Annotated in this window: 13 protein-coding genes; 8 read left to right on the top strand and 5 right to left on the bottom strand. The window is 73.4% G+C overall.

The genetic code is table 11. From position 1 onward, the window contains the following. Window positions 1–128: 128 nt before the first annotated feature. On the bottom strand, window positions 129–2,402 hold the full coding sequence (locus tag ABT232_RS01495; protein ID WP_351834234.1) for a heavy metal translocating P-type ATPase: 2,274 nt from the start codon (window positions 2,400–2,402) through the stop codon (window positions 129–131). Between the two features lie 89 nt (window positions 2,403–2,491). Then, entirely contained in the window at window positions 2,492–2,731 is a 240-nt protein-coding gene (locus ABT232_RS01490; RefSeq protein WP_351834231.1) for a heavy-metal-associated domain-containing protein, read from the bottom strand. A 238-nt stretch (window positions 2,732–2,969) separates the two neighbouring features. Here ABT232_RS01490 and ABT232_RS01485 point away from each other — a divergent pair, with 238 nt between their 5' ends. Next, window positions 2,970–4,013: a zinc-binding dehydrogenase gene (locus ABT232_RS01485; RefSeq protein ID WP_351834229.1), complete on the top strand. Its 1,044-nt coding sequence runs from the start codon at window positions 2,970–2,972 to the stop codon at window positions 4,011–4,013. Here the strand turns inward: ABT232_RS01485 and ABT232_RS01480 are convergent. Further along, entirely contained in the window at window positions 3,994–4,581 is a 588-nt protein-coding gene (locus tag ABT232_RS01480) for a GNAT family N-acetyltransferase (RefSeq protein ID WP_351834227.1), read from the bottom strand. The two genes, ABT232_RS01485 and ABT232_RS01480, sit on opposite strands and share 20 nt — an antisense overlap. 75 nt (window positions 4,582–4,656) lie before the next feature. Beyond that, window positions 4,657–4,857 carry a helix-turn-helix transcriptional regulator gene (locus tag ABT232_RS01475; RefSeq protein ID WP_351834224.1) on the bottom strand — a complete coding sequence of 67 codons (201 nt, stop codon included), beginning with the start codon at window positions 4,855–4,857 and terminating at the stop codon, window positions 4,657–4,659. Between the two features lie 403 nt (window positions 4,858–5,260). On the opposite strand from ABT232_RS01475, the gene iolC reads away from it, so the two are divergent. From iolC to mmsA, 5 genes are read left to right on the top strand one after another with little or no spacing between them, the layout of a single operon-like run. After that, entirely contained in the window at window positions 5,261–6,211 is a 951-nt protein-coding gene (gene iolC, locus ABT232_RS01470; RefSeq protein WP_351834222.1) for a 5-dehydro-2-deoxygluconokinase, read from the top strand. Then, a complete protein-coding gene (locus ABT232_RS01465; protein WP_351834219.1) occupies window positions 6,208–7,089 on the top strand; it encodes a Cgl0159 family (beta/alpha)8-fold protein in 882 nt (293 codons plus the stop codon). Before iolC ends, ABT232_RS01465 begins: the two co-directional genes overlap by 4 nt. A 7-nt stretch (window positions 7,090–7,096) precedes the next feature. Continuing rightward, window positions 7,097–7,918: a 5-deoxy-glucuronate isomerase gene (gene iolB / locus ABT232_RS01460; protein ID WP_351834217.1), complete on the top strand. Its 822-nt coding sequence runs from the start codon at window positions 7,097–7,099 to the stop codon at window positions 7,916–7,918. Then, window positions 7,915–9,792 (top strand): 3D-(3,5/4)-trihydroxycyclohexane-1,2-dione acylhydrolase (decyclizing), encoded by a 1,878-nt coding sequence (gene iolD, locus ABT232_RS01455; RefSeq protein WP_351834214.1) that lies wholly within the window; start codon window positions 7,915–7,917, stop codon window positions 9,790–9,792. The genes iolB and iolD overlap by 4 nt, the downstream gene beginning before the upstream one ends. Before the next feature lie 14 nt (window positions 9,793–9,806). Continuing rightward, complete coding sequence (gene mmsA, locus ABT232_RS01450) at window positions 9,807–11,309, top strand: CoA-acylating methylmalonate-semialdehyde dehydrogenase (RefSeq protein ID WP_351834212.1); 1,503 nt, start codon at window positions 9,807–9,809, stop codon at window positions 11,307–11,309. A gap of 69 nt (window positions 11,310–11,378) precedes the next feature. Here the strand turns inward: mmsA and ABT232_RS01445 are convergent, their stop codons facing one another. Next, window positions 11,379–12,224 (bottom strand): SCO4651 family lipoprotein, encoded by an 846-nt coding sequence (locus ABT232_RS01445; protein ID WP_351834210.1) that lies wholly within the window; start codon window positions 12,222–12,224, stop codon window positions 11,379–11,381. Window positions 12,225–12,414: 190 nt separating this feature from the next. On the opposite strand from ABT232_RS01445, the gene ABT232_RS01440 reads away from it, so the two are divergent. Together ABT232_RS01440 and ABT232_RS01435 are read left to right on the top strand one after the other, a co-directional pair. Further along, window positions 12,415–15,069 (top strand): CocE/NonD family hydrolase, encoded by a 2,655-nt coding sequence (locus tag ABT232_RS01440; RefSeq protein WP_351834208.1) that lies wholly within the window; start codon window positions 12,415–12,417, stop codon window positions 15,067–15,069. Further along, window positions 15,066–15,926: an ABC transporter permease gene (locus ABT232_RS01435; RefSeq protein WP_351834205.1), complete on the top strand. Its 861-nt coding sequence runs from the start codon at window positions 15,066–15,068 to the stop codon at window positions 15,924–15,926. The genes ABT232_RS01440 and ABT232_RS01435 overlap by 4 nt, the downstream gene beginning before the upstream one ends. Window positions 15,927–15,946 lie beyond the last annotated feature (20 nt).

Below are 15,946 nucleotides of genomic sequence, written 5' to 3'. Positions count from 1 at the left end.
CCCTTCGATGGTTACGTTCACATCACTGTGATCTGCGTCTCTTGCATATGTCCTGAAAGATGCGCAAGAGGCCCGGTACGACGATCGGGGCTCAAGCGTAAGGATGATGCGCGAGCCTTGTGAAGAGCTTATGTGAGGCTTGCGTCGGATTGAAGGGGGGTCTCGCGGAACGAGCGCAGTCGAAGGCTGTTCGTGACCACGAACACCGAGGAGAACGCCATCGCCGCCCCCGCGATCATCGGGTTCAGCAGACCCGCCGCGGCCAGCGGCAACGCGGCCACGTTGTAGCCGAACGCCCACACGAGATTGCCCTTGATCGTGGCGAGGGTGCGCCGGGAGAGCCGGATCGCGTCCGCCGCGGCCCGCAGATCCCCGCGGACCAGTGTCAGATCGCCGGCCTCGATCGCCGCGTCCGTCCCCGTGCCCAGCGCGAGCCCCAGATCGGCGGTGGCGAGCGCCGCCGCGTCGTTGACGCCGTCGCCGACCATCGCGACCGTACGACCCTCGGCCTGAAGCCGCCGGACGGCCTCCACCTTGTCCTCGGGCAGCACCTCGGCGATCACCTCGTCGATGCCGACCTCGGCGGCCACCGCCTCGGCTACCGTCCGGTTGTCGCCGGTCAGCAGCACCGGCCTGAGGCCGAGCGCGCGCAGCTCGCGCACCGCCTGCGCGCTGGTGTCCTTCACAGCGTCCGCGACCGCCAGCACCCCGCGCGCGACGCCGTCCCAGCCGACCACGACCGCCGTACGGCCGCCGCGCTCGGCCCGCTCCCGCGCCGCCGCGAGCTCCGGCGGCAGCGGCGCGTCGAACAGACGGCCCACGCTCACCCGGTGGCCCTCCACGCGCCCGCGCACGCCCCGTCCCGGCACGTTCTCGAAGTCCTCGGCCTCCGGCAGCGCCCCGGCCCGCTCCTCGGCTCCGGCGGCCACCGCGCGGGCCACGGGATGCTCGGAGGCGTGCTCCAGGGCGCCCGCGAGGCGCAGCACCTGCTTCTCGTCGGCGCCCTCGGCGACGTGCACCTCCTTCAGGGTCATGCGGCCGGTGGTGACGGTGCCGGTCTTGTCGAGGACGACGGTGTCGACGCGGCGGGTGGACTCCAGCACCTCGGGGCCCTTGATGAGGATGCCGAGCTGGGCTCCGCGGCCGGTGCCGACCAGCAGCGCGGTCGGCGTGGCGAGCCCGAGGGCGCAGGGGCAGGCGATGATCAGGACGGCGACGGCGGCGGTGAACGCGGCGACGGTGTCACCGGTGGCGCCGAGCCAGCCGCCGAAGATGGCGGCGGCGATCAGCAGCACCACCGGTACGAAGACCCCGGCGACCCGGTCGGCGAGCCGCTGCACCTCGGCCTTGCCGTTCTGCGCGTCCTCGACCAGCCGGGCCATCCGGGCGAGCCGGGTGTCGGCGCCGATCCGGGTGGCCTCGACGACGAGCCGGCCGCCCGCGTTCACGGTGGCACCCGTGACACTGTCCCCGACGGTGACGTCCACCGGCACGGACTCGCCGGTCAGCATGGACGCGTCCACGGCGGAGAAGCCCTCCACGACGGTGCCGTCGGTGGCGACCTTCTCGCCGGGCCGTACGACGAACCGGTCGCCCACGGCGAGCCGGTCCACCGGGATCCGCACCTCGCGTCCGCCGCGGAGCACGGCCACGTCCTTCGCGCCCAGTTCCATCAGGGCCCGCAGCGCGGCGCCCGCGCGGCGCCTGGCGCGGGCCTCCAGGTAGCGGCCGAGCAGGAGGAAGGCGGTGACTCCGGCGGCGACCTCCAGATAGATGGTGGCGGTGCCGTCGGTCCGGGAGACGGTGAGGTCGAAGCCGTGCCGCATGCCGGGCATGCCCGCGTCGCCGAGGAACAGGGCCCACAGCGACCAGCCGAACGCGGCCAGGGTGCCGACGGACACCAGCGTGTCCATGGTGGAGGCGGCGTGCCGGGCGTTGGTCCAGGCGGCCTTGTGGAAGGGCAGGCCGCCCCAGGCGACGACGGGCGCGGCGAGGGTCAGGGAGAGCCACTGCCAGTTGTCGAACTGGAGGGCCGGGACCATCGCGAGCAGGACGACGGGCAGGGCGAGGAGCGCCGAGACGACGAGGCGCCGGCGCAGGGCGGCGAGTTCCGGGTCCGCCTCCGGGCCGTCGCCGGTCCCGGGGTCGGGGTCGGGCGGCGCGGGTTCCTCGGCGGTGTACCCGGTCCGCACGACGGTGGCGATCAGGTCGGCGACCTCGGTCCCGGCGGGGTAGGCGACCTTGGCCTTCTCCGTCGCGAAGTTCACCGTGGCGGTGACGCCGTCCATGCGGTTGAGCTTCTTCTCGACGCGGGCCGCGCAGGCGGCGCAGGTCATGCCGCCGATCAGCAGCTCGACCTCGGTCACCGGAGTCGCGTCGGCGGGTGTCTTCGTGGTGGTCATGTCCGGGCTCCAGACGACGGACCGGACCGTACCCCACCAGTGTCGGTGGTCGGTACGGCCCGGTGCCGGAAGGTGTGGTGCGTGACGGCTCAGGCGCGGCCGACCAGCTCGTAGCCGGCCTCGTCGACGGCGGCGCGCACGGCCTCCTCGTCCAGCGGCGCCTCGGAGACGACGGTGACCTGGCCGTCGGCGGCGACGGCCCGCACCGACGTCACGCCGGCGAGCTGGGAGAGCTCGGCCGAGACGGAGCCCTCACAGTGCCCGCAGCTCATACCGCTCACCTTGTAGACGGTGGTGACGGAACCCTGGGTGTCGGTCTGGGCGGTCATGTCGTTACTCCTCGTCGAGGCGTATGGGTCTGAGGTGGCCCACGGGGGCTCACCACCTCCACACTATACCCCTAGGGGGTATTTCTCCAAGGTGGTATCCCGGCGTGTCGGCGGCTAGGGGGTGTCTCGTCGATCAGGCGGGAGCCCGGCATGATCGGCGAGACGCCCCCTAGGGCCTAGGACTAGCGTTCCCGCGTCGGGGCGTGCGAGAAGACATCCCAGGGAGAGGCGAGGGTGGATGCGGGCGGTGGTGTTCGAGCGGTTCGGGGAGCCGGCCGAGGTGCGGGAGGTCGCGGACCCGCGGCCCGCCGAGCACGGGGTCGTGGTGCGCGTCGAGGCCACCGGCCTGTGCCGCAGCGACTGGCACGGCTGGCAGGGGCACGACCCGGACATCGTCCTCCCGCACGTGCCGGGCCACGAACTCGCCGGAGTAGTAGAAGCCGTGGGCGCCCGCGTGAGCCGCTGGCGCGCCGGCGACCGGGTCACCGTCCCGTTCGTCTGCGCCTGCGGCGGCTGCGCCGCCTGCGCGGCCGGGGACCAGCAGGTGTGCGAGCGCCAGACCCAGCCCGGCTTCACCCACTGGGGCTCCTTCGCCCAGTACGTGGCCCTGGACCACGCCGACGTCAACCTGGTCGCCGTCCCGGAGGAGATGTCCTTCGCCACCGCGGCCTCGCTCGGCTGCCGGTTCGCCACGGCGTTCCGCGCGGTGGTGCACCAGGGCCGGGTGGCGGCGGGGGAGTGGGTGGCGGTGCACGGCTGCGGCGGTGTGGGGCTGTCCGCGGTGATGATCGCGGCGGCGGCCGGGGCACGGGTGGTCGCCGTCGACGTGTCGCCGAAGGCGCTGGAGCTGGCCCGGACGTTCGGCGCCGCCGCGTGCGTGGACGCGGCCCGCACCGCGGACACGGCCGCGGCCGTCCGCGAACTCACCGGTGGCGGCGCCCACCTCTCGCTGGACGCCCTCGGCTCACCCGCCACCTGCGCCGCCTCCGTCGACGGCCTGCGCCGACGCGGCCGCCACGTCCAGGTCGGCCTGCTGCCCTCGCCGGAAGGCACGACCCCGGTGCCCATGGCCCGCGCGATCGCCCTGGAGCTCGAACTCCTCGGCAGCCACGGCATGGCAGCCCACACCTACCCGCCGATGCTGGAACTGGTCCGCTCCGGCGCGCTGCGCCCCGACCTCCTGGTCACCTCGGCCGTCCCGCTGGCCGCCGCCCCGGCCGCCCTCGCCGCGCTGGGCACGGCGCCTGGCGCGGGGGTGACGGTCATCGAGCCGTGGAGCTGACTGCGTCCCCGGCGTGTTCGTGCCGCGCGGCCCACTCGGGCGCCAGGACGGCCATCCGGACGGCGTCGATCCACTGCCCGGACTGCCGCACCGCCTGCCGGTCGACGCCCTCGGCGACGAATCCCGCCTTCTCGTAGACCCGGCGGGCCCTCGGGTTGTGCGCCAGGACGTGCAGGGTGACGCGATGCAGCCCGAGCCGGCCGAAGGCGTGGTCCAGCATCAGCCGGACGGCCTCCGAGCCGAGGCCGCGGTCCCGGCCGCCGGGGCCGACGAGGATGCGGAGGTCGCAGTCGCGGTGGGGTGCGTCCCACTCGTTCAGCACCACCTCGCCGACCAGCTCGCCGCCGGTCCGGTCGGTGATGCCGAGGTCCAGCCGGTCGATCTGGTCGTTGCGGCTGCCGTACCAGGCGCGCAGCCGGTCGAGTCCGCACTCCTCCAGCGGGCTGCCGGTGAGCCGCGCCACCTCGGGGTCGGCCAGGACGCCCGCCATCACGGGAACGTCGTCCTCGGTGAACGGCCGCAGCACGGTCCGCTCGCCGGTGAGCACGGGTTTCTCGGAGAAGGCCATCGCCGCACTGTGCCCCACCGCCACGTGGGGCAGCCGGCGACCTTCCGGGGCGGGGCCGCTCCTGGCCGGTCCGGTTCAGTCCAGTCTGCGCCCCCGGTTGCCCGGCCGGGAGGCGACCCAGGCGCGGATGGTGTCCGCGTACCAGTAGGGCTTGCCGCCCTCCACGTGGTCGGGCGCGGGCAGCAGACCGTGTTTTCGGTACGAGCGCACGGTGTCCGGCTGGACCCGGATGTGCGCGGCGATGTCCTTGTAGGACCAGAGCCTTCGGTCGGTCATGTGTTGCACCTCCCCGCGCGCGCCGCGGCGGCGGCCGGGGGCGGCCGTCGGGGGAGCCGGGCGCTGCGCTGGCGATCACCAAGCCTGTGTCCCCGTCAACGACGCAGAGTGACGGCGGGGCAGGGGCTGTGGGAGGGGTGTGACGTGGAACCCGCGTACACGAGACATGTGTGACACGGAGGTGGTGTTTGTGACGAAGGTGAAGCAAACGCGTGCGCCGGTGCTCCGGGCGGGGCGCGTTGACATCGGGCCCGGAGTGCGTTGATGTCCGGCCCGGTCTCCGGGCCGCTCCGACCGGATGCATCTGGTCCGAATGTCCGGACAAACTATTGACAGGGCTCCCGCCGCCCGGCTAGAAACCCTCGAAGAGCCACCCGCGAAGCCGCGACGTGAAGGGACCTCGATGGCCTACGACCTGATCACGATGGGGCGCATCGGCGTGGACCTCTACCCGCTCCAGACCGGCGTCCCGCTCCCGCAGGTGTCGTCCTTCGGCAAGTTCCTCGGCGGCTCGGCGTCCAACGTCGCGGTCGCCGCCGCCCGCCTCGGCCGCAGTACCGCGGTGATCACCCGCACCGGCGACGACCCCTTCGGCACCTATCTCCACCAGGCGCTGCGCGACTTCGGCGTGGACGACCGCTGGGTGACCGCCGTGCCCGGCCTGCCGACCCCGGTCACCTTCTGCGAGGTGTTCCCGCCGGACGACTTCCCGCTGTACTTCTACCGGCAGCCCAAGGCCCCGGACCTGGAGATCGACGCCCGCGACCTCGACCTCGACGCGCTGCGCGAGACGGCGATCCTGTGGGTGACCGGCACCGGCCTGAGCGAGGAGCCCAGCCGCACCGCGACCCTGGCGGCCCTCGCGCACCGGGCCCGGGCGGGCACCACCGTCTTCGACCTGGACTGGCGGCCCATGTTCTGGAGCGACCCGGACGCCGCCCGCCCCTTCTACGCCGAGGCCCTGAAGCACACCACGGTCGCCGTCGGGAACCTCGACGAGGTGGAGGTCGCCACCGGCGTCCGCGAGCCGCACGCCGCCGCCCGCGCCCTCCTCGACACCGGTGTCGCCCTGGCCGTCGTCAAGCAGGGCCCGAAGGGCGTCCTCGCCGTCGACGACCGGGGCGGGTCGGCCGAGGTGCCACCGCTGCCGGTCGACGTCCTCAACGGCCTCGGCGCCGGTGACGCCTTCGGCGGCGCCCTCTGCCACGGTTTGCTGGCCGGCTGGGACCTGGAGCGGACCATGCGCTACGCCAACGCCGCCGGCGCCATCGTCGCCTCCCGCCTGGAGTGCTCCTCCGCGATGCCCACCCCGGACGAGATCGAGGCCGCGCTCGCCGCCGGGGCCGTCCGGTGACCGTCGACGTCGCGGACCTGGTCCGCACCCGCACCCGCCATCCCGAGGCGATCGCGGAGGCCGCCGCCCGCCGCACCCGCCGCCCCCTGCTGAACGCCGACGGCCGGCTGATGATCGTCGCCGCCGACCACCCGGCCCGCGGCGCGCTCGGCGTCGGCGACCGGGAGCTGGCCATGGCCAACCGCGCCGACCTGCTGGAACGCCTCTGCCTCGCGCTGAGCCGCCCCGGGGTCGACGGTGTCCTCGCCACCGCCGACGTCCTCGACGACCTGCTGCTGCTCGGCGCCCTGGACGGCAAGGTCGTGCTCGGCTCGATGAACCGCGGCGGCCTCCAGGGCGCCCGCTTCGAACTCGACGACCGCTTCACCGGCCACCGCCCCGAGGACATCCAGCGGCTCGGCTTCGACGCCGGGAAACTGCTGCTGCGCATCGACTACGACGACCCCGGCTCCCTCAACACCCTGGAGTCCACCGCCCGCGCCATCGACGCCATGGCCGCCCGCCGGCTCCCGGTGTTCGTCGAGCCGTTCATCAGCCGTCGCGGCCCCGACGGACGGCTGCGCAACGATCTGTCGGCCGACGCGGTCACCCGCGCCATCGCCATCGCCTCGGGCCTCGGCGGCAGCTCCGCCTACACCTGGCTGAAGGTGCCGGTCACCGACGACCCCGACGACATGGCCCGGGTCATGGCCACCTCGACCCTCCCGGCGGTGCTGCTCGGCGGCGAGGTGGGGGACGATCAGGAAGGTGCGTACGAGAAGTGGCGCGGCGCCCTGCAACTGCCCACGGTGCGCGGGCTGGTGGCGGGCCGGTCGCTGCTGTACCCGGCGGACGGCGACGTGGCCGCCGCCGTGGACACCGCCGTAGGACTGCTGTGAGGGCCGGATGAGCAACGAGCTGCATGTGCCGAAGGGCACCACCGCCGACGCGCGTCACGCGCTCGACATCGATCCGAAGCTGGCCGGCTGGACCTACAGCAGCCTGCGGATCGTCGAACTCCCGGCCGGCGGCTCCCATGCCTTCGACGCCGGTGACAGCGAGTGGATCGTGCTTCCCCTCAGTGGTGGCTGTACGGTGCACATAGAGGGCGAAGCATTCCAACTCCGAGGCCGGGACGGCGTGTTCACCTCCGTCACCGACTTCGCGTACGTCCCCCGGGATGCCGGGGCACAGATCGCCTCCGGCGCGGGAGGCCGCTTCGCCCTGGCAGGAGCGAAGTGCGAGCGACGACTCCCCGCCCGCTACGGCCCCGCGCCGGAGGTCCCCGTCGAGCAGCGCGGCAGCGGCGGCTGCGCCCGCACGGTGCGGGGCTTCGCCGCGGCCGACGCCTTCGACTGCGACCGCCTGATCGCCGTGGAGGTGATCACCCCGGGCGGCAACTGGTCGTCGTACCCGCCGCACAAGCACGACGAGCACCGGCCCGGCGAGGAATCCGTGCTGGAGGAGATCTACTACTTCGAGATCGACGGCCCGAACGGGTTCGGCTACCAGCGCGTCTCCCCCTCCCGCGAGGGCGGCGCCGACGTCCTCGCCGAGGTCCGCTCCGGCGACGCCGTGCTGGTGCCGGACGGCTGGCACGGCCCGTCCGTCGCCCAGCCCGGCCACGACATGTACTACCTGAACGTCATGGCGGGTCCGGGCGCCACCCGGGAATGGCGGATCCGCTTCCACCCGGACCACGCGCAGAGCACAGGGGTGTACCGATGACCGTCAGGCTCACCGTCGCACAGGCCCTCGTCCGCTTCCTCGCCGCCCAGCACACCGAGCGCGACGGCGTACGGCGGCGGCTGATCGGCGCCACCTGGGGCATCTTCGGCCACGGCAACGTCGCCGGGATCGGCCAGGCGCTCGTCGAGTACGCCGACCGGATGCCCTACCACCAGGGCCGCAACGAACAGGCCATGGTGCACGCGGCGGTCGGCTACGCCCGCCAGTCGGGCCGCCTGTCCACGCACGCCGTCACCACCTCCATCGGACCGGGAGCCACCAACCTGGTCACCGGGGCCGCCCTCGCCACCGTCAACCACCTCCCGGTCCTGCTCCTGCCCGGCGACACCTTCGCCACCCGCCCCGCCGACCCGGTGCTCCAGCAGCTCGAAGTGCCCTACGCGGGCGATGTGTCGGTCAACGACAGCCTGCGCCCGGTCTCCCGCTGGTTCGACCGGATCAGCCGGCCCGAGGCCCTGATCCCGGCCGCCCTCCAGGCCGTACGCGTGCTCACCGACCCCGTCGCGACCGGCGCCGTCACCCTCGCCCTGCCGCAGGACGTGCAGGCCGAGGCCTACGACTGGCCGGAGGAGTTCTTCGCCGACCGCACCTGGACGGTCCGCAGGCCGGGCGCCGACCCGGCCGAACTGGCCGAGGCGGTCCGGGCGATCCGGGCCGCCGAACGGCCGCTGCTGGTGGCCGGCGGCGGCGTCCGCCACAGCCGTGCCGAAGCCGCCCTCGCCGAGTTCGCCGAGACCACCGGCATCCCGGTCGCCGCCACCCAGGCGGGCAAGGGCTCCCTGCCCCACGACCACCCGCAGGACGTCGGCGGCATCGGCCACACCGGCACCGCCACCGCCGACGAGCTGGCCCGCACCGCCGACCTGGTGATCGGGGTCGGCACCCGCTGGACCGACTTCACCACCGCCTCGCACACCCTCTTCGCGGCCCCGAACGTCCGCTTCCTCAACCTGAACATCGCGCCCTACGACGGCCACAAACTGGCCGGCCTGCCGATGATCGCCGACGCCCGCAGCGGTCTGACCGAACTGACCGACGCCCTGCGACTGCACGGCCACCGCGTCACCGACGCCTACCTCGCCGGGTACGGGGCGGCCAAGCAGGCCTGGGAGCGGCGCGTGGACGCCGCCTACGCCGCCGAGGACCCGGCCGCCCGGCCGACCCAGCCGCAGCTGCTGGGCGCACTGGACGCCCTCGTCGACGACACCGACGTGATCATCAACGCGGCCGGTTCCCTCCCCGGCGACCTGCACAAACTCTGGCGGGCCCGGTCCAGCGACCAGTACCACCTGGAGTACGGCTACTCCTGCATGGGCTACGAGATCCCCGCCGCCATCGGTGTGAAGCTGGCCGCGCCGGACCGCCCGGTGTGGGCGCTGGTCGGCGACGGGACGTATCTGATGATGCCGACGGAGATCGTGACGGCCGTGCAGGAGGGAATCGCGATCAAGCTCATCCTCGTGCAGAACCACGGGTACGCCTCCATCGGAGGACTCTCCGAGACGGTCGGCGCCGAACGGTTCGGCACCGCCTACCGCTACCCGGCCGGCGACGGCACCCACACCGGCGCGCCGCTCCCGGTCGACCTGGCCGCCAACGCCGCAAGCCTCGGCATGCGGGTGCTGCGCGCCCGCACCGTCGGCGAACTGCGGACGGCGCTCGCCGAGGCACGGGCCGCCGACACTCCCACATGTGTCTACGTGGAGACCGAAACGGCAGACACAGTGTCGGGCGCACCCGAGGCGCAGGCCTGGTGGGATGTACCCGTGGCCGAGACCGCGACTCGATCGTCCGCGGTCAAGGCACGTGAGCTGTACGAACGGCACGTCTCGACCCGACGCCGCCATCTGTGAAGGAGCAACACGGCATGACGAAGATCGTCAACCACTGGATCGGCGGCAAGACCGTCGAAGGCGCGTCGGGCACGTTCGGGCCGGTCACCGACCCGGCGACCGGCGCGGTCACCACCAAGGTCGCGTTCGCGTCGGTGGAAGAAGTGGACGCCGCGGTCGCCGCCGCGAAGGACGCCTTCGTGACCTGGGGCCAGTCCTCGCTGGCCCAGCGCACCACCGTCCTGTTCAAGTTCCGGGCGCTGCTGGACGCGCACCGCGACGAGATCGCCGAGCTGATCACCGCCGAGCACGGCAAGGTGCACTCCGACGCCCTCGGCGAGGTCGCCCGCGGCCTGGAGATCGTCGACCTCGCCTGCGGCATCACCGTGCAGCTCAAGGGCGAGCTGTCCACGCAGGTCGCCAGCCGGGTCGACGTGGCCTCGATCCGCCAGCCGCTGGGTGTCGTCGCGGGCATCACGCCGTTCAACTTCCCGGCGATGGTGCCGATGTGGATGTTCCCGCTCGCCATCGCGTGCGGCAACACCTTCGTGCTGAAGCCGTCGGAGAAGGACCCGTCGGCCTCCCTGAAGATCGCCGAGCTGCTGGCCGAGGCCGGTCTGCCGGACGGTGTCTTCAACGTCGTGCACGGCGACAAGGTGGCCGTCGACCGCCTCCTGGAGCACCCGGACGTCAAAGCCGTCTCCTTCGTCGGCTCGACCCCCATCGCCCGCTACATCCACACCACCGCCGCCGCCAACGGCAAGCGCGTCCAGGCCCTGGGCGGCGCCAAGAACCACATGCTGGTGCTGCCGGACGCCGACCTGGACGCGGCCGCCGACGCGGCGGTCTCGGCCGCCTACGGCTCGGCCGGTGAGCGCTGCATGGCGATCTCCGCCGTCGTCGCGGTCGGCTCGATCGGCGACGAGCTGGTGCAGAAGATCCGCGAGCGCGCCGAGAAGATCAAGATCGGCCCCGGCAACGACCCGTCGTCCGAGATGGGCCCGCTGATCACCAAGGTCCACCGCGACAAGGTGGCCTCCTACGTCTCCGGCGCGGCCGCCGAGGGCGCGGAGGTCGTCCTGGACGGCACCGGCTACACCGTCGAGGGCTTCGAGGACGGCCACTGGATCGGCATCTCGCTGCTCGACAAGGTGCCCACCTCCGCGAAGGCCTACCAGGACGAGATCTTCGGCCCCGTGCTGTGCGTGCTGCGCGTCGACACCTACGAGGACGGCCTCGCCCTCATCAACGAGTCGCCGTTCGGCAACGGCACCGCGATCTTCACCCGGGACGGCGGCGCCGCCCGCCGCTTCCAGCTGGAGGTCGAGGCCGGCATGGTCGGAGTCAACGTCCCGATCCCGGTCCCCGTCGGCTACCACTCCTTCGGCGGCTGGAAGGACTCCCTCTTCGGCGACCACCACATCTACGGCAACGACGGCACGCACTTCTACACCCGCGGCAAGGTCGTCACCACCCGCTGGCCCGACCCCTCCGAGGCCCCGGCGGGCGTGGACCTGGGCTTCCCGCGCAACCACTGAGCACGGCACGGCACCCAGCAGCACGGCGAGCGCCCCGCCTCCCTTCCCGGGAGGCGGGGCACCGCCATGTCACTGGCCGATCGCCGCGTCCCGCTGCTCCCTGACCGCCTCGGTGAGGTCGCCGGTGTCGGCGGCCGGCGGTGCCGTGATCTCCTCGGTGGCACCGAACTTCACGAAGTCCATCGACACCGTCATCCCGGCGCCGCTCTGGGTGACGCGCACGGGCAGATCCTTGCCGTCGACCCAGATGTCGCACACCAGCTTCCCGCCGCTCGCCTCCAGAGCGGTGAGCGCGGCCTCCTTCTCCGCGGCGGTGAGCTTCGAGTCGTTGATGGCCTCCGCGCCGACGCTGCCCCGGTAGTGCGTGACCTGCTTGCCGCGCACCGTCTCCTCGCCGAGGTCCTTCACCTGCGTGGAGGTGCTGAGGTAGCGCAGAGCCGCCGTCGGGTCGGCGTTGGCGGCCATGTTGTCCGCGCCCGCCTCGCCCGCCACGGCGGCGACGTCGATGCGCATCCAGTGCTTGCCCGCCAGCGGGCCGCTCGGCTGCGGGTCGACGCCGTAGTAGTAGGCGCCGTCGACCATCACGACCCGCGTCGTCGGATCGTCCTGGAGCGCGCTCATCTGCGCCGCGGCGGTGTCCATCTCCACGTCCATGGCCGCCCCGTCGCCCCAGGAGTACGTGCCGTCCATGGAGATCGGCGCGCCACCGGTGGCGTCCAGGGTGGTGACCGTCTCGATCTCCGCCGAGCCCAGCTTCTCCGTCCGGTCCGTCGCACGCGTCAGCGCCGCCATGATCTGATCCGCGCCGTCGACCGTCTCGGCCGCCTTCCGCGTCGTCTCCGCGCCGCAGCCGACGGTCGCGAGCAGCGTCGCCGCGGTGACCCCCACCCAGGCAGCGGTGTGCCGCACGTTCATGTGTCCCCACCCCAAACTGTGTGCCGGTTGTGAGACGGACTCTAACGGCCACCTCCGACACCGGAGTCCGCAGCCGCCGGCCGTACCACCGGCGCGGTACGCGAAGGCCGCCCCGTACTCCCCCGGTAGGGGACCGGGTTCAGCCCGCAAGCTGTCTGCCGCCGACAGGTTCGCCCCGTACGGTTGACGCATGGATCTTCGACTGCCCGGACCGCGCGGGACGTGGCCGTGGCGCCCGCGGCGGCTGCTCGCCGCCGGGGCCGCCGTCGCCGTCCTCGCCGGCGCCGGTACGTGGACGGCCGTCGCCTCCGACGACCCGCCCGCGGTGCACCGCGCCGACCGGGTCATGGACGTCGGCGACGGAGTGCGCCTGGACACCTCGTACTTCACCTCCGGCGCCACCGGCCGCCGCCCCGCGGTGCTGCTCGCCCACGGCTTCGGCGGCAGCAAGGCCGACGCCCGGCAGCAGGCCGAGGAACTGGCCCGCGACGGATACGCGGTGCTCACCTGGTCCGCGCGCGGCTTCGGGAAGTCCACCGGGAAGATCGGGCTGAACGACCCGGACGGCGAGGTCGCCGACGTGTCCGAGCTGATCGACTGGCTGGCGGAGCAGCCCCAGGTCCGGCTCGACAAGGCCGGCGACCCGCGCGTCGGCATGGCCGGCGGCTCCTACGGCGGCGCGGTCTCCCTGCTGGCCGCCGGGCACGACCCGCGCGTGGACGCCATCGCCCCGGCGATCACCTACTGGAACCTCGCGGACGCGCTGTTCCCGAACGGCGTCTTCAAGAAGCTGTGGGCGGGCATCTTCGTCAACACCGGCGGCGGCTGCACCGCGTTCGAGACGCGGATCTGCCGGATGTACGAGCGGGTCGCCGAGTCCGGCACCCCCGACGCCGAGGCCCGCGCACTGCTCCAGGAGCGCTCGCCGTCCGCCGTCGGCGACCGCATCGACGTGCCCACCCTGCTCGTCCAGGGCCAGACCGACTCCCTCTTCCCGCTCGGCCAGGCCGACGCCGCCGCCAAGGCGATCCGCGCCAACGGCGCCCCCGTCGACGTCGACTGGATCGCCGGCGGCCACGACGGCGGCGACCTGGAGACGGACCGCGTCCAGGCCCGCGTCACCGCCTGGTTCGACCGGTACCTCAAGGACGACAAGAGCGCCGACACCGGCCCCGCCTTCCGCGTCACCCGCACCGGAGGCGTCGACTCCACCGACGGCGAGGCCCAACTGCGCGGCGCGAGCGCCGACAGCTACCCGGGCCTGGCGAGCGGCGGGACCTCCATCGCCCTCACCGGCCGCGAGCAGACCTTCACCAACCCGCCCGGCGCCAGCCCGCCCGCCGTCTCCGCCCTGCCCGGCCTCGGCGGCAGCGGCGGCCTCGCCCAGCTCTCCTCCCTGGGCGTCGGCATCTCCCTGGACTTCCCCGGACAGTACGCCCGCTTCCGGTCCGCACCGGTCGAGGACGACCTGCGGATCACCGGCTCCCCGACGGCCACCGTCCATGTGACCTCCACCGCCGACGACGCCGTGCTCTTCGCCAAGGTGTACGACGTCGGCCCCGACGGCACCCAGCAGGTGCTGCCCTCCCAACTGGTCACGCCCGTCCGGGTCGAGGACGCCGACTCCGGCAAGGACGTCACCCTCACCCTCCCGGCGATCGACCACGAGGTGGAGAAGGGCCACCGGCTGAGCCTGGTGCTGTCCGCCACCGACCTCGGCTACGCCTCCCCGGCCGCCCCGGCCACGTACACCGTCTCCCTCGAGGGCGACCTCACCGTGCCCACCGCGCCCGGCGTCACCACCGCCGCCGCCCCGCTGCCGTCCTGGGTGTGGTGGCTGCCGCTCACCGGCGCGCTGATCGCCCTCGCCCTGCTCCTCACCGCCCGCCGCCGCACCGCGGCACCGGCCCCCGACCCCGCACTGGCGGACGTCCCGCTGGAGATCACCGGCCTGAGCAAGCGGTACGCGAAGTCGGCGGACCGGTACGCGGTCAAGGACCTGGCGTTCCGCGTGGAGAAGGGCCAGGTGCTCGGGCTGCTCGGCCCGAACGGCGCCGGCAAGACCACCACCCTGCGCATGCTGATGGGCCTGATCACCCCCGACGGCGGCGAGATCCGCGTCTTCGGGCACGCCATCCGCCCCGGCGCCCCGGTGCTCTCCCGGGTCGGCGCCTTCGTCGAGGGCGCGGGCTTCCTGCCGCACCTGTCCGGCCGGGAGAACCTGGAGCTGTACTGGAAGGCGACCGGCCGCCCCGCCGAGGACGCCCATCTCGACGAGGCCCTGGAGATCGCCGGCCTCGGCGAGGCGCTCGCCCGCGCGGTGCGCACCTACTCGCAGGGCATGCGCCAGCGCCTCGCCATCGCCCAGGCCATGCTGGGCCTGCCGGACCTGCTGATCCTCGACGAGCCCACCAACGGCCTCGACCCGCCCCAGATCCGCGAGATGCGCGAGGTGATGATCCGGTACGCGGCGGCAGGCCGCACCGTGATCGTCTCCAGCCATCTGCTGGCCGAGGTCGAGCAGTCCTGCACCCATCTCGTGGTCATGGACCGCGGCCGGCTGGTGCAGGCCGGCCCGGTCGCCGAGATCGTCGGCTCCGGCGACACCCTGCTCGTCGGCACCGCCGTGCCGCTGGAGGCGACGGCCGTCGAGAAGGTGGCCGCGCTGGAGGGCGTCGCGTCCGCCGTCCGCACCGACGACGGGCTGCTGATCCGGCTCGAGGCCGGCGCCGGCGCCGCCCGGCTCGTCGCCGAACTCGTCCGCCTCGACGTGCCCGTCCAGTCGGTCGGCCCGCACCGCCGCCTGGAGGACGCCTTCCTCACCCTGATCGGAGGTTCCGCATGAGCACCGTCGCGCTCGCCGACACGGCCTCCGGCTACCGGGCGGCCCGCACCCTGCCCCTGCGCGTCGAGCTGGTCCGCCAGCTCAAGCGGCGCCGCACCCTGGTCATGGGCGGCATCCTCGCCGCGCTGCCGTTCGTGCTCGTCGTCGCCTTCGCCGTCGGCGGCGAACCGGGCGGCCGCGGCGACCGCATCACGCTGATGGACACCGCGACCGCCTCCGGCGCCAACTTCGCCGCCGTCAACCTGTTCGTCTCGGCGGGCTTCCTGCTGGTCATCCCGGTGGCCCTGTTCTGCGGCGACACCGTCGCCTCGGAGGCCAACTGGTCCTCCCTGCGCTATCTGCTCGCCGCGCCGGTGCCACGCGCCCGGCTGCTGTGGTCCAAGCTCGTCGTCGGACTCGCGCTGAGCCTGGCCGCGATGGTGCTGCTGCCGGTCGTCGCCCTCGCCGTCGGTACCGCCGCCTACGGCTGGGGCCCGCTGGCGATCCCCACCGGCGGCTCCCTCGACGCGGGCACCGCCGCCCAGCGGCTCGTGGTGGTCGTGGCCTACCTCTTCGTCTCCCAACTGGTCACCGCCGCCCTCGCGTTCTGGCTGTCGACCCGCACCGACGCCCCGCTCGGCGCGGTCGGCGGCGCGGTCGGCCTGACCATCGTCGGCAATGTCCTCGACGCGGTCACCGCGCTCGGCGACTGGCGCCACTTCCTGCCCGCGCACTGGCAGTTCGCCTGGGCCGACGCCGTCCAGCCCCGCCCGGAGTGGTCCGGCATGATCCAGGGCACCGCCGTCTCGGTAACGTACGCGCTGGTGCTGTTCGCCCTGGCCTTCCGCCATTTCGCCCGCAAGGACGTGGTGTCCTAGGTCAACGGAAGATCACCGAC

The sequence above is a fragment of the Streptomyces sp. NPDC001532 genome, from assembly GCF_040298625.1.
Classification (GTDB): domain Bacteria; phylum Actinomycetota; class Actinomycetes; order Streptomycetales; family Streptomycetaceae; genus Streptomyces.
Note: the sequence above shows the minus strand (reverse complement) of the source record. Positions and strands in the feature narration are given on the sequence as shown.